A 14,058-nucleotide genomic window follows, 5' to 3' on the forward strand; every position below is an offset into this window, starting at 1 on the left:
GCGGTGTCTCCTCAAGCCAGCGTGCGGGCAGCGTCGGCGATCGCCGCACGGATGCGGGCATAGGTGCCGCAGCGACAGATATTGCCGTCCATGGCCGCATCGATATCTGCGGCTTCCGGCTGGGTGCCCTTAGGCAGCGATTTCAGGAACGCGGTCGCGCTCATGATCTGGCCGCTCTGGCAGTATCCGCATTGCGCAACGTCGTGCTTGATCCAGGCGGCATGGACAGCAGCGCCGATGCGGTCGCTTCCGTCGGTAACCGCTTCGATCGTGCTGATGGATTTGCCTTCAGCATCCGCAATGGAAGTGATGCAGGACCGGATGGCTTCCCCGTCGAGATGTACAGTGCACGCTCCACAAAGCGCAGCCCCGCAACCGAACTTGGTACCGGTCATGCCCAACGTGTCGCGCAGTGCCCACAGGATCGGCGTCGCGGGATCCGCGTCCACCGTCACTTCCTGGCCATTGATAGTGAGCTGCATTCTCGTGGCTCCTCTCGCAGAGACGTCGAAGCCAGGTTGAATTGACCCTGGCGGCTTTGGGGCTGGGCGCCCCAGATCTCAAAAACAGAGCGGAACATTAGAGCCGGCGTAATCTGCTGATTAGCCGCGCAGAAGCGATAGAGCTTATGCACCACATGCATCTATCGAGGGGTGCCCCACTTTAGGATGGGCGCGCCATATATGCACCGGATCGCTAGGGTCATTCGCATTCAGCCGTCTAATCGCGGGAAATGCCCACGCTTACGTTAGGCAAGCCGGGCAGCAGAGGGGTTGGCCGGCCCTCTGAACCTTAGGACTTCGCATGAAATTCAAGTCTCTTGCGCTGGCTTCTGCCATCGCCGGCGCTATCGCCCTGTTCAGCTGGGATGTATCTGCTCAGGTCAACCGCACGACCTTCCCGACAAATTTCGACGAGTACATCCTCTACGCGGTCTATGACCGTGGATCCGCTAAGGAGGGAGCTTTCGCGACGCGGGAGACGATCGAACTGGCAAAGGCCGGCAAGCGGCTTCCCCCGGCGACCCATTTCCTTTCTGGCCATCATGTTGGCGCTGCTGACAACGAGCGTGATCATCTCACGGGCGGTATTCAGCTTTCTGCCGCTGACCAGTACCTTCTCGCTACGCCAGATCCACGCCTCGGTGGGTTATATGGCGTTGCTCGTGGTGGGCCTGCATTTGGGCCTGCAATGGACCGTGATCATGGGCCTGGCGCGCTCGCGATTGGGCATTATCTCCACGAGTCGGGCCCGGGTATTCGTCTTGCACGCCATTTCGGCCGCGATAGCCATATATGGTGCTTATAGCCTTACCGTGATCAATCTCAGCACCAAGCTCGTCATGCAGATGAGTTTCGAGTTCTGGGATTTTGAAAGCGATGCTCTCGCCTTTTTTGGCCATACCATTGCGATCGTTGGGCTATTCACGACGCTATCGCACTATTCATTGATGGCTCTGGCTAAGCTTTATAGCGCAAGGCCGCGATCAGCGCGGATAAGGCAGGCGGCGTCTGGCGACGGCTAGGGTGATACAGGTAATAGCCAGGGAAAGTCGGACACCACGGTTCCAGAATGCGCTGGAGGCGCCCAGTCTCTATCTCCGCTGCCACCTCGTCTTCGTAGACGAAAGCGATGCCGTGACCGGCTAGGGCCGCATCGCAGATCAGGTCGGAATTGTTGAACACAAGCGGTCCATCCACCCGCACTTGGAACGGCCGACCGTTATCCTCAAAGTCCCAGGCGTAAAGCCCTCCGGTCCTCACGTGGCGATAGTTGATGCAACGGTGATCGGACAGTTCGCGGGGACTCTTCGGCACCGGATGGTCCGCGAAGTAAGACGGCGCGCCGACGACGGCCATCCGGATGTCAGGCCCTATGCGGACGGCGATCATGTCCTTTTCGACGATATCGCCAAAGCGAATGCCGGCATCCAGACGGTTGGCGACGATATCGGTGAGATTGTCATCGATCACGACATCGAGCTGGATGTCGGGGTGGGTCGCGAGCAGTCGCGGCAAAGCCGGCATGATAACCGAAGACACGGCGTGCTTCGTGGCGGTCAACCGAACGGTTCCCGATGGTTTGCCACGCAATGCGCCAATTGCGTCGACCCCGGTACGGATATCGTCCAGTGCGGGACGCAAGGAGCGCAACAACGTTTCCCCGGCCTCGGTCGTGGACACAGAGCGGGTCGTGCGTGACAGCAGCCTGACGCCGAGACGTTCTTCGAGGGACTTCATGGCGTGGCTTAAAGCTGACTGCGACATGCCTAGCTGAGCAGCGGCACGGGTGAAGCTTCCCAAATCGGCAACGACTGCAAAAGCGGCCAAATCATAAAGGTCGTCTCGCTTCATTCATGTGTACCATGCATAAGGTCGAGCGAATTATAGCGGATTATCGAACTCTGTGTCGCGCGCTAGTTTCCGGAGCACAGAGGTGGTGCAAGGCAACCTTCCATGAGGAGGCAATCGCCACCGACATCCATCCCGAGAAAGGTTGCGCTATGAGTGCCGCTCACCATCGTCTTTTCGAGCCTCTGGTCTGGGAGAACGGACTCGTTTCACGCAATCGCGTTGCCATGGCCCCTATGACGACATGGGCCGGGAACCCCGACGGAACGGTGTCGGATGACGAAATCTTTTATTACCGTCATCGCGTCTCCGGCGTGGGATTGGTCATCACCGGATGCACGCATGTGCTGCCCAATGGCATCGGCTTCACCGATGAGTTCGCAGCATGGGACGACCGGTTCATGCCAAGTCTTAGGCGGCTGGCAGAGGCTGCCAAACATGGTGGGGCGCCGGCGATCCTGCAGATCTTCCATGCCGGCAACAAAGCCGTTCCAGCACTGATACCTGGCGCTGATGTGGTCAGCGCGAGTACCGTCACCACGGAAGCCGGCCCCTTCAGTCAATCGGTAACGCCGCGTGCCCTCGAAGCCCATGAGATCCAGGACGTCATCCGGGCCTTCGGCGAAGCGACCCGCCGCGCTATCGAGGCGGGGTTCGACGGCATCGAACTCCACGGCGCCCACGGTTTCCTGATCCAGAACTTCCTGTCGCCAAAGTTCAATCAGCGCGACGATGAATGGGGCGGCACGCTGGAGAACCGCATGCGGTTCCCATTGGCCGTAGTGCGGGAAGTGACGCAGGTGAGGGCGGCCTATGCTCAGCGGCCGTTCCTTATCGGCTATCGCATCTCACCTGAAGAGCCAGACGCAGACGGCCTGCGGATCAACGACGCGCTGGCGCTCGTCGACCGGCTTGTCGAGATTGGGATCGACTATCTCCATGCCTCATTGGCCAATGTGTTGGAGGCAACTCCCATGGGGTACGAGAATGGCACAACAACGGTGGAATATATCCTTGACCAAGTGAGCGGGCGCGTGCCGGTCATTGCCGCAGGACAGATACGAAAGCCGGAACAGGCGGAGCGCGCTCTCGCGATGGGACTGGATATGGTGGCTGTCGGCCAGGGCCTGGTGATGAATCCGGACTGGGTCGAGTTGGCGCGTTCTGGTCGCGACACGCAAATCAACATGGGGCTGGCCTCCTCACGCGTCCCGCAGATCGCGCTTCCCAACAAATTGTGGCGGACGATCGAAGCCACGCCCGGATGGTTCAATCTCGGGGAGACTCTCTAAACCTCTTCGGATGAATTAGGCAGCGGATCGCGCGTACGATCACAGCGGTTGATAGGCGCGATCATTCCAGCAGGAGCTACACCCGCGCTCGCTTCCCGATCTGGCTCTGGCCGGAACCGGGTAGGTCGTGTTGGCGTGCATCGTTGTGGCCATCTGCTGGTTTTGTGGAGACCGAGATTGGGAGTTTCATGAAGTCGGAGGAGGGACATGGAGCGCAGGACATTCGGGCGTGAGTTCACGATCGAGGCGGTTCGCCTGATCAAGGACCGAGGGGCGAGCGTTGCGCCGGCGGCTCGGGATCTGGACGTACACGCGAACGTGCTGCGCAGGTGGGTCCGGGAGTTGGGAGCCGATCCGGCCCAGGCCTTTCCCGGACGCGTCGCCCGAGCCCGCGTTCCCTGAACGATGAGAGGATCGGCGCGAAGGTGCGAGCGAGCTTCATCGCGAGCGACCGGACCCATGGCGCCCGTCGTGTGTGGCGCGATGTTCGGGCCGATGGTGTCTCCTGCGGCCTGCACAAGGTTGAGCGCCTGATGCGCGCAGAGGCTTTGCAAGCCCGACCTCGGCGACGCGGTCTGGCTAAGGATGCGGGCGAACGCCTTGCCTCGGTCATCGCACCCGACGTGCTCGATCGGCAGTTCTCTGCGAGCCGGCCGAACCGGCGATGGATCGCCGACTTCACTTATGCCTGGACGGCCGAGGGCTGGCTCTACGTGGCGGCGGTCATCGACCTGTTCTCCCGGCGTGTCGTTGGCAGGTCGATGAAGGCCGAGATGACAGCCCGACTCGTCACCGCCGCACGCGTCATGGCGATCTGGCGGCGTGGCAAGCCGCAAGCCCTGCTGCATCACCAAGCCCTGCTGCATCACTTGGATCAGGCAAGCCCATACACCAGCCAGCCCTTCCAGCAACTGCTGGCCGATACTGGTGTCACCTGCTCGATGAGCCGACCCGGCAATGTCTGGGGCAACGCCGCTATGGAGAGCTTCTTCTCGTCGCTCAAGACCGAGCGGATCAGGAGCGAGGTCTACCGGACGCGTGACGCCGCCAGGGCCGATATGTTCGACGACATCGAGCGGTTCTACAACACGGTCCGCCGGCACTCGACCATCGGCTATCTCAGCCCGGTCGAGTTCCAAAAGAAGGGCGGATTAGCTTAACCCGGTCTCCACAGAACCCGCGGCAGGCCAATGAGCCGGCTTTGGCGCAAGGCGAGCAGCGCCCAACGAAAGCTGAACTTGCCAGTCGAACCGTGTGCCGGCATACACCCGGTCAGTGAGACGCCCAGCAGGGTGTTTATCTTGTAGGGCAGTAGGACACGGGAAGTCCAAAATCATGATCGTGGACAGTCGGAATGCCGATGCCGAAAAAATGGACGAGATCGCTCCGCTCGATCGTCGGGTGGGGTTGCTCAGCCGCCGGGCGTTTCTCGCCGGCTCGGCCGTCGGTCTCGGCGCGCTCGGGCTGGCCGGCTGTGCGACACCCGACGGCATGAGCCTCGCCGAGGCGGAGAAGGTCTACGGGCCGGTGCCCGAGGAGAAATTCCCGATACCGGCGGTCGATGTCACCAAGGTCGACCGGAAATACTTCCGCCGGACCGTGCGCTACGAGACCGAGGAAGCGCCCGGCACGATTATCGTTGATCCGAGCCACTACTACGTCTACCGAGTCGAGGAAGACGGAAACGCCACCCGCTATGGTGCCAATGTCGGTCGCGACGGGTTCCTGTGGAGCGGTGACGCTTATGTCGGGCGTAAAAGCGAATGGGCGACCTGGACACCGCCCAAGGAGATGATCCAGCGCCAGCCCGAGGCGGCTAAATACGCCCGCGGCATGCCCGGCGGCCTCGACAATCCACTCGGCGCCCGCACGCTTCATCTCTACCAGAACGGCGTTTACACGCTGTACACGATCTACGCGACCAGCGATCCTGAATCGATCGGCTCAGGCGTGACCAGCGGCTGTGTCGGCCTCCTGAGTCAGGACATGATCGACCTGTACGACCGCACGCCGGTCAAAACCAAGGTGATTGTCCTGCCGGCGTAGCAATGGTCAGTTCCGCGACAGCGGTGGTGTCGGTGTGGGCAGAGCAGCGCCGCGCTCGCCTTGTCGGCGATCAGTCGCGGGATCGGCCCAGCTGCCGCGAGGAGGGGCGGCGCCATGGTGACGTCGTTGATATTGCCGGGCGTCAGGAGAAGCACGCGCGGCCGGCCGATCTCATCGGTCACCGCACGGATCTTGGTCGTGCGGCCGCCGCGGGATCGTCCTATGGCCTGGACGAAGTCCCCCTTTTGCGCCGGCCGCCGAACGGCGCGCCTTGACATGGGTCGCGTCGATGGCGGCTGTCCCGTACACGCCGCTCGAACCGATCAGGGCCTCGAAGATCGCAAACCAGACGCCCTGCTGGCTCCAGCGGTGCTCCAGCGGTGATAGCGGTTATAGATCGTCGTGTACGGTCCATGGGCCGCCGGGAAGTCCCGCCAGCGTGCCCCGATCCGAAGCATGTGGATGATCCCGCTGATCACGCGACGATCATCCACCCGATGCGCACCGCGACGCCCATGCGGTAGTAGCGGCTCGATCTTCGACCAGGCGGCATCGTCCAGCCAGTAAAGGTGCTTCATCAGGCTTCCTCCTCGGAAACCTTGAATCAGAAACTCACAAGGCCCGATACCCGCTATGGGATTCACACCCTAGCGCGCGATACCCAGCCTGACGGCAAGATGCCAGATCGGCTCGATGAGCAGGTTCGACAGCATCACTCGCACCAGATGAAAGCCGAGCACCAGCGCGACGGGCGCGTCGAGGGCGCGGGCCGTCAATGACATTTCCGGCATGCCGCCCGGAGCCATGCCCAGGATGACCGCAGCTGTCGGCAGGTCCGCAAACCAAGCCACGCCCATGGCCAGCGCCGCCAGCGCCACGGCGAGCGCGAGAGTGGACACGACCGAGGCGACGAGCAGGTGCCAGGAGCGCAGCAGGAAGCCGCGCGTCAGCTTGATGCCGAGCGAGGCGCCGAGAACCACCTGCGAGGCGTCGATCATGCCGACCGGCACGCCCGAGGGCAGAAAATCATAGGCTGAGAACGCCACCGCCATGAAGCAGGGCATAATCATCCAGGGATTGGTCAGGCGCAGTTTCCTGCCGACCCGTGCGCAGAGGAAGCCGGCGGCGATCATGCCGGCGAGGGCCAGGGGATGGATGGCCGGATTCGCCGCGTTCATCGGGAATTCGCCGTGCTGGGAGATGCCCGACAGGGCGAGCAGCGGCGGGATGGTGAGCACGACGATGACGAGGCGGATCGATTGGGTGAAGGTGACGGTGGCGACGTCGGCCCCGACGCGCTCGGCCTGGATCGCCATGACGATCACCCCGCCGGGCACGGCGCAGTAATAGCCGGTCTTCAGGTCGGTGCCGGCGAGCTTCGCGAACAGCCGGCTGAACACGACCCCGATAAGGATCGTCAGGATGCCGGCCATGACGACGACCGGCAGCGCGGAGGCCACCGCGGCGAGAATGGTCGAGGTGAAGCTCTGGCCGAGGCCGAGGCCGAGGACGATGAGGGCGAGCGGGCGAGTGCCGGGCCAGATGAGGCCGGGCGTCAGCCACACCTGCAGGGCGCAGGCGATCATTGCGCCGATCATCCACGGCAAGGGAAGATGCAGGCGGCTGGCAACGAAGCCGCCCAAGGCGCCGACGGCCAGCGTCAGGGCGCCGCGCACGGCCTTCGTGAGCAGTTCCTTGCGCCGTTCGCGGCTCGAGGACAGGGCGAATTCCTCGCCGAGGAAATCGGTCACGCGAATCTCCTGCGGGCGAACGCGGGTGCGTTCGCCCGTTCTGCAAGCGGTGCGAAAGGGTTCGAGGTGGAAAGCGGCGCGTCAGCCGAGCTCGGCGAGGGTGTCGTCGAGCAGGGCCTTCACCCGGCCGACGAGATCGCCGATCTCGGCTTCGGTGATGACCAGCGCCGGGCAGAAGGCGAGGCGGTTGCCGACATGGCGCAGGATGAGGCCGTGCTTGAGCGCGTTGGCTTCGAGCTTTGCCGGCAGTCCGACGCTTGCCGGGAACATCTCGCGTGTCGTCTTGTCGGCGACGACCTCGATGCCGGCGATGAGGCCGCAGCCGCGCACGTCGCCCACCAGCGGATGGTCGGCGAGTGCGCCGAGACCGCCGAGGAAGAGCGGCTCCATCGCCTTCACATGGCCGATCATGTCCATCTCATCGTAGATCTTGAGCGTCTCCAGCGCCACCGCCGTTGCGACCGGATGGCCGGCATAGGTGTAGCCGTGGACGAAGCGGCCGTTGCGGTCGCTCTGGATCAGCATGCCTTCGAAGATCCGCTCGTTGATCAGCACCGCCGAGATCGGCTGCATCGCCGCCGAGAGCGCCTTGGCGCAGGTGAGGATATCCGGCTGGAGGCCGAAGGTCTGCGAGCCCCACATGTTGCCGGTGCGCCCGAAGCCGCAGATGACCTCGTCGGCGACGAACAGGATGTCGTATTTGCGCAGCAGCGCCTGGACCTTCTCGAAATAGCCCTTCGGCGGCAGGACGGCGCCGGTGCCGCCGACGACCGGGTCGGCCCAGAAGGCGGCGATGGTCTCGGGGCCTTCCTCGAGAATGAGCTTTTCGAGATTGTCGGCGAGGCGCTGGGAGAATTGCTCCTCGCTCTCGCCCTCGACATGGTTGCGGTAGTAATTGGGCATGTCGGTGTGGAGGAAGCCTGGGAAGGGCAGGCCGAAGCCGGCGTGGAACTCCGGCTTGCCGGTCAGGCACACGTCGATGATGGTGGAGCCGTGATAGGAACCCTTGCGCGAGATGATCTTGCGCTTCTCCGGCTTGTCGACCGCGTTCCAGTAGTACCAGACCAGCTTGACGGCGGTGTCGTTGGCCTCCGAGCCCGAGCATTGCAGGAGCACCTTCGACATCGGGCAGGGCGCGAGCGCGAGGAGCCTGTCCGAGAGTTCGATCGCCGTCTCGTTCGAGGCGCCGCGGAAAATCTGGTAGTAGCCGAGATTCTTCATCGCCTCATAGGCGACGCGGGCAAGCCGCTCGACGCCGAAGCCCAGCGAGGCGCACCACAGGCCGGCGGCGGCGTCGAAGAACTCCCGCCCTTCCTCGTCATAGACGAACAGGCCGCGCCCGCGAGCGACGATCCCCGGCCCGCTCTCGAGGTGCTTGCGCAGGTTGGTATGGGGATGGATGACCGCCGCGATATCGCGGGCATAGGGACTGTTGGCTTCGAAATGCTTCATCGCGGTGCGCGCCTCTCGAATTGGTCCATGCCAGCGCAAGCGGCCGCCCGCGCTGTACATGTTTGTTCTATTAGATAGAACGTAAAATCATTGAATAGAATGTCGTGCTCGGATAACGTCGTCAAGCGGTGAAGCGGTGACCGAGGCGTCTCAGAGGAGAAAAGCGCGATGGACGTGTGGAACAATTATATCGACGGGCGCTATGTGCCGCCGCAATCCGGCGCCTATCTCGACTGCGACAATCCCTTCACGGGCGAGGCATGGGGCCGGGTGCCGCGTTCCAACGCCGCGGATGTCGACGCCGCGGTGGCGGCCGCTTCGCGCGCCTTCCGCGCGGGCCCCTGGAGCGCCATGACGGCACCGGCCCGCGCCGCCCTGATGCGTCGTCTCGGTGATGTCATCGCCAGGAACGTTGACGAACTCGCGGCCATCGAGGTTCGCGACAACGGCAAGACGTATCGGGAGATGAAGGCCCAGGTCGGCCGCATTCCCGAATGGTATTATTTCTACGCCGGGCTGGCCGACAAGATTGCCGGCGAAGTGCTGCCGACCGACCGGCCGGACCACCTGAGCTACACGCGCCGCGAGCCGCTGGGTGTGATCGGAATGATCACGCCGTGGAATTCGCCGCTCAACCTTCTGGCCTGGAAGCTCGCGCCGGCGCTCGCCACCGGCAACACCGCCGTCATCAAGCCGTCGGAATTCACCACCGCCTCGGCGCTGCGCTTCGCGGCGCTGGTCGGTGAGGCGGGCTTTCCGGACGGCGTCGTCAATGTCGTCTCCGGCCTCGGCGGCGAGGCCGGCAGGGCGATGGTCGAGCATGCCGACGTCGTCAAGCTCGCCTTCACCGGCGGTGTCGACGGCGGCCTCGCCGTCTATGCCGCAGCGGCCAAGCAGCTGAAGCCCGTCATCCTCGAACTCGGCGGCAAGTCGCCCAACATCGTCTTCGACGATGCCGATCTCGACAATGCGGCCAGGGGAGCGGTCGCCGGCATCTTCGCCTCCGGCGGCCAGAGCTGCATCGCCGGCTCGCGGCTGCTCGTCCAGCGTTCGATCTATGACCGATTCGTGCCGCGCGTCGTCGAACTGGCCGGCAAGATCCGGCTGGGTGATCCGATGGATCCGGCGACCCATATCGGCCCCGTCGCCAATCGCCCGCAGTTCGACCGCATCCTCCAGCGCATCGAGATGGGCAAGAGCGAGGGCGCGATCGTTGCCTGCGGTGGCGGACCCGCCACGCGGCCCGGCCTCGGCAACGGACTGTTCATCGAGCCGACCATCTTCACCGGGGTGGACAGCCGCATGCGGATCGCCCAGGAGGAAGTGTTCGGGCCGGTGCTGTGCGTGCTGCCCTTCGAGGACGAGGCGGACGCGCTGCGCATCGCCAATGACAGCCGCTTCGGCCTCGGCTCCGGATTGTGGACGCAGGACGTGAGCCGCGTGCATCGCATGGCGGCGAAGTTGCAGGCGGGCACGGTGTGGGTCAATACCTACCGGGCGAGCTCCAACATCACGCCCTTCGGCGGCTACAAGATGTCGGGCCTCGGCCGTGAAGGCGGCGCCGACATGATCCACGAATATCTCCAGACGAAAAGCGTGCTGATAAATCTCACCGGCCAATACGTCTCGCCGTTCGACATCTAGAAGCAGGGAGGCGCGGATGCCGCCGGTGATCGTCAACCAGCTCGGACCCGAGATCGGCGCCAGCCTTGGCGGCCATGCCTCGCGGCCGATCGTCATCGCCGACGAGGCGCCGGCAAGGCCCTGGGAGGTCGATCCACGCGCCGATATCCTGCTGACGCGGGTCTTGCCGGCCTGGCGGAGCGCCCCGGCCGAACCACCGCCCGGCTGGCCGCATGCGCTGCGCTGGGTGCAGACCATGTCCGCCGGCATGGATGCCTATCCGCGCTGGATGTGGGCCGGGCCGGTGGTGAGCTCGGGGCGTGGCGTCGCGGCGGTGCCGATCGCGGAATATGTGCTGGCGGCGATGCTGGCGCGCGAGAAGCGCATCGAATCGATCGCGGTGCACGCGCCCGAGGCATGGAGCGACATCCCGCTGGGACGGCTGGAGGGTCGCACGCTCGGCCTCATCGGCTACGGTGCCATAGGGCGGGCGGTGGCGCGGCGAGCCACCGCCTTCGATATGCGCGTTCTCGCCGTTCGCCGCGGCTCCTGGACGCCGGATGATGCCGGGGTCGAGCCCTGCGCCTCGCTCGACGCGCTCGTCGCGCAGGCGGATCATCTCGTCGTCGCCGTGCCGTCGACCGCCGAGACCCGGCACATCGTCGGGCGGGCGCTGCTGGCCGCCGCGCGGCCCGGCCTGCATCTCATCAATGTCGGGCGCGGCGATCTTGTCGATCAGGAAGCCCTGCTGGACGCGCTCGATACCGGGCGGGTGGGCTTCGCCACGCTCGACGTCACCGATCCCGAGCCGCTGCCGGCCGGGCATCGGCTTTATTCGCATCCAAATGTGCGCATCACGCCGCATATATCATGGTCGGACCCGGCTTTTCTCCCGCGCCTCGCGGCAAAGATCATCGCCAATCTCGACCGCTATCTCGACGGGGAGCCGTTAGTCGACGTGATCGAGCCCGGCCGTGCCTACTGACATGCGGTCATAGAAGGATCCCGCCAGGGCGCGGGTGAGATCCCCGGCCGCTCCGATCACCAGAGGCTTCATCTCCTCGATCGATTGCGGGGTGAAGCGGGTGCGCGGTCCCGACAGCGTGACCGCGCCGACCAGGCCCTGGCCCGCTCCGAACACCGGGGCGGCGATGCCGGCAATGTCGGGGCCTCTTTCGCCGAGCGAGACGACCGGCAGCAGCGAGATCTGCTCGGCCGTCGCCGGGCGTGTGCCGTCAATGCCGGCGAACGCGGTGAGCACATGGCCCGGCGCGCCCTTGTCGAGGCCCACCGCCTCGCCCTCGGGCACATGCTCGCGCAGCACCTGCGAGGAATCCTCCCGGAACAGGCAGACCCGCATATTGCCCTCGCGTCGAAAGAAGGACCCGCTCTCGCCGGTGCGCAGGACCAGCGCGCGCAGCACCGGGCGCACGACCTGCTCGAGCCGGAGGCTGCGCTGATAGAGATGTCCCAGCCGGAAGGCCTGCGGACCGATCGCATAGGCCTTGTCCGGCGTCGCCACCACGAGGCCGGCATTCTGCAGCGATATCAGCAACCGCAGGGCCGTGCTCTTCACCTGGCCGCTGCGGTGGCTGATCTCGCCGAGCGACAGCTTCGGCGATTCCGTCGTGAACAAGGAGAGGATGTGAAGCGCCTTGTCGACCGCTTCGACCCCCTTGGTCTTCAAGCCCGTAGCCGCCATTCGCCCCCTCCTGCCTAAGTGCTAGGCGTCGATGCTGCCGGCCCTGGTGTCCGGTAAGCAGATTTCCCCATCGGCAGTCAATTTTGCGCAAATGTTATGCAAGCACAATATGAAGGCATGAACATGCTTGACACCTGCCGGTGCGATTTTCATTCTATACAACGATAAATCGTTCTATTCAATAGAATGATCTGCAAAAGGTTCTGCTGCTGCCTTCGAAGGTTGGGTTCCTGCTGCCATGTCGGCAAGGAGGCTCTTCCGGCCAAGGCATCGTCGCCGCGTGTCCCGTGTCCATCTCCTGTCCGCTCACTCATAGGACTGCTGCCATGCCCCGTCCGAAGAATACGACCTCTTCCGCGATGAAGACCCTGATGGCCGCCCAGGCGTTCAACCGTCGAACCTTTCTCAAGGGCGCGCTCGGTGCCGGCGCCGCGACCGTGGGCGGCCCCTTCGTGGTGCGCAACGCGCTCGCCTCCTCCGGCGAGATCAGCCTGCTCATCTGGAGCGACGAACTGCCCGATCCGGTAGTGCCGGAATTCACCAAGAAGACCGGCATCAAGGTCCGCACCACCCCGTTCTCGCAGAACGAGGAACAGATCAACAAGCTGCAGGCTACCGATGGCGAGGGCTTCGACCTGTGCATGCCATCCTTCAGCCGGGCGCCGGAATTCCGCGAGCTCGAAGTCTTCGCGCCGCTCGACACCAACAAGCTGAAGCTCGATTCGCTCATTCCGTCCATGCTCGAAGGCTCCACCAGCCTGTGGACCTGGGACGGCAAGCTCTACCATGTGCCGCATTGCTGGGGCTCGGAGGCGATCTCCTGGCGCACCGACCTCGCGCCCGGCCTGACCTATGACAAGCTCAGCTACGGCACGCTGTGGGCGCCGGAATTCAAGGGCAAGATGCAGGGCCGCCCGCATTCGCTGCTGCTCGGCATCGGCCTGTGGATGGACGCCACCGGCAAGCTTCCTTCGAACCGTATGCGCGACAGCTACAAGGACGAAGAGAACGCCCGGCGGATCTATGACCAGATCATCACCTTCGCCGTTGCCAACAAGGTGCAGGTCAAGCAGTTCTGGGACGGTGCCGACAAGACCAAGTCCGGTTTCATGGAGAATGGCTGCGTCATCGGCCAGACCTGGGACGGCCCGCCGCTGTCGCTGAAGAAGCAGGGCAAGCCTGTCACCTTCATGGCACCGCAGGAAGGCGCCATCACCTGGATCGATGGCTGGTCGATGACGAAGGGCGCCAAGAATATCGATCAGGTCTACGAGTTCATAAACTTCATCCACACGCCGGAAATCTCCGCCATGGTGGCCAATAATTCCGGCTACAATCCGGTGGTGAAGGGCGCCGACGCCTATCTGTCGGAGATCGCCAAGAAGAACTTCGCCGAGGCCTATCCGGGCGACGCACTCTCCAAGCTGTGGCGCCGCCCGCCGGATACCTCCTGGTACACGCAGCTGCGCAACGAATACGCCGAGAAGTTCAAGGCGGCGTGACCGCAGGCGGCGCCGGGTCATTTCCGGCATCGCCTGTCGGCAAAATCGGAGCGGGCGTCCTGCCGCTCGGGCGAGATCCGGCGCCACCATTCGCCGGTCCTCGCCGCCCCCTCGATCGGCGGGACGCCATCTTGTCCGGGCGAAGCCGCCCGCGGCCGAAAACACGAGCCGGCGGCTCGTGCCACGATGTGCAAATTTCAGGGAACCCCCCATGGCTGCCGCCGTCGAGCTTGAAGGCGTCAACGTCACGTTTGGCGATTTTGTTGCGGTCCGTGACGCCAATCTCGTCATCGAAGCCGGGGAGTTCTTCTCCTTCCTCGGTCCGTCCGGGTGCGGCAA

11 protein-coding genes and 3 pseudogenes are annotated in these 14,058 nt (G+C 64.1%); 7 read left to right on the forward strand and 7 right to left on the reverse strand.

Translation table 11 applies throughout. The features are described from left to right. Positions 1–11 precede the first annotated feature (11 nt). The gene (locus AC1RU4_RS19695) at positions 12–482 is read right to left on the reverse strand and encodes a (2Fe-2S)-binding protein (protein ID WP_492892828.1); all 471 of its coding nucleotides are present in this window, start codon (positions 480–482) and stop codon (positions 12–14) included. Between the two features lie 322 nt (positions 483–804). On the opposite strand from AC1RU4_RS19695, the gene AC1RU4_RS19700 reads away from it, so the two are divergent. Then, positions 805–1,308, forward strand: coding sequence for a hypothetical protein (locus tag AC1RU4_RS19700; protein ID WP_492892829.1), 504 nt, complete (start codon positions 805–807; stop codon positions 1,306–1,308). Between the two features lie 152 nt (positions 1,309–1,460). On the opposite strand, the gene AC1RU4_RS19705 is transcribed toward AC1RU4_RS19700, so the two are convergent. Next, positions 1,461–2,354 carry a LysR family transcriptional regulator gene (locus AC1RU4_RS19705; protein WP_492892830.1) on the reverse strand — a complete coding sequence of 298 codons (894 nt, stop codon included), beginning with the start codon at positions 2,352–2,354 and terminating at the stop codon, positions 1,461–1,463. 149 nt (positions 2,355–2,503) lie between these two features. Between AC1RU4_RS19705 and AC1RU4_RS19710 the strand changes: the two genes are divergently transcribed. The 3 genes and pseudogenes from AC1RU4_RS19710 (at position 2,504) to AC1RU4_RS19720 (ending at position 5,689) form a co-directional block, all read left to right on the forward strand. Next, entirely contained in the window at positions 2,504–3,643 is a 1,140-nt protein-coding gene (locus tag AC1RU4_RS19710) for an NADH-dependent flavin oxidoreductase (RefSeq protein ID WP_492892831.1), read from the forward strand. A 207-nt stretch (positions 3,644–3,850) separates the two neighbouring features. After that, positions 3,851–4,803, forward strand: a pseudogene (locus AC1RU4_RS19715) (IS3 family transposase). A 175-nt stretch (positions 4,804–4,978) separates the two neighbouring features. Then, complete coding sequence (locus AC1RU4_RS19720; RefSeq protein ID WP_492892832.1) at positions 4,979–5,689, forward strand: L,D-transpeptidase family protein; 711 nt, start codon at positions 4,979–4,981, stop codon at positions 5,687–5,689. 56 nt (positions 5,690–5,745) lie between these two features. On the opposite strand, the pseudogene AC1RU4_RS19725 reads toward AC1RU4_RS19720, so the two are convergent. The 4 genes and pseudogenes from AC1RU4_RS19725 to AC1RU4_RS19740 form a co-directional block, all read right to left on the reverse strand. Continuing rightward, positions 5,746–5,980 (reverse strand): annotated as a pseudogene (locus AC1RU4_RS19725) (transposase); the annotation flags it as partial. 80 nt (positions 5,981–6,060) lie between these two features. After that, positions 6,061–6,267: pseudogene (locus AC1RU4_RS19730) on the reverse strand (transposase); the annotation flags it as partial. Between the two features lie 69 nt (positions 6,268–6,336). Further along, complete coding sequence (locus tag AC1RU4_RS19735; RefSeq protein WP_492892833.1) at positions 6,337–7,440, reverse strand: AbrB family transcriptional regulator; 1,104 nt, start codon at positions 7,438–7,440, stop codon at positions 6,337–6,339. 81 nt (positions 7,441–7,521) lie between these two features. After that, positions 7,522–8,892 (reverse strand): aminotransferase, encoded by a 1,371-nt coding sequence (locus AC1RU4_RS19740; protein ID WP_492892834.1) that lies wholly within the window; start codon positions 8,890–8,892, stop codon positions 7,522–7,524. A 168-nt stretch (positions 8,893–9,060) separates the two neighbouring features. Here AC1RU4_RS19740 and AC1RU4_RS19745 point away from each other — a divergent pair, with 168 nt between their 5' ends. Beyond that, positions 9,061–10,536 (forward strand): aldehyde dehydrogenase, encoded by a 1,476-nt coding sequence (locus tag AC1RU4_RS19745; protein ID WP_492892835.1) that lies wholly within the window; start codon positions 9,061–9,063, stop codon positions 10,534–10,536. A 16-nt stretch (positions 10,537–10,552) separates the two neighbouring features. Further along, positions 10,553–11,500: an NAD(P)-dependent oxidoreductase gene (locus AC1RU4_RS19750; protein WP_492892836.1), complete on the forward strand. Its 948-nt coding sequence runs from the start codon at positions 10,553–10,555 to the stop codon at positions 11,498–11,500. Here the strand turns inward: AC1RU4_RS19750 and AC1RU4_RS19755 are convergent. Then, positions 11,465–12,217: an IclR family transcriptional regulator gene (locus AC1RU4_RS19755; RefSeq protein WP_492892837.1), complete on the reverse strand. Its 753-nt coding sequence runs from the start codon at positions 12,215–12,217 to the stop codon at positions 11,465–11,467. The two genes, AC1RU4_RS19750 and AC1RU4_RS19755, sit on opposite strands and share 36 nt — an antisense overlap. Positions 12,218–12,543: 326 nt before the next feature. Here AC1RU4_RS19755 and AC1RU4_RS19760 point away from each other — a divergent pair, with 326 nt between their 5' ends. Continuing rightward, complete coding sequence (locus tag AC1RU4_RS19760; RefSeq protein WP_492892838.1) at positions 12,544–13,719, forward strand: substrate-binding domain-containing protein; 1,176 nt, start codon at positions 12,544–12,546, stop codon at positions 13,717–13,719. The last annotated feature ends 339 nt before the right edge of the window (positions 13,720–14,058 follow it).

This window comes from Ancylobacter sp. GW821-FHT10E12, from assembly GCF_058809335.1.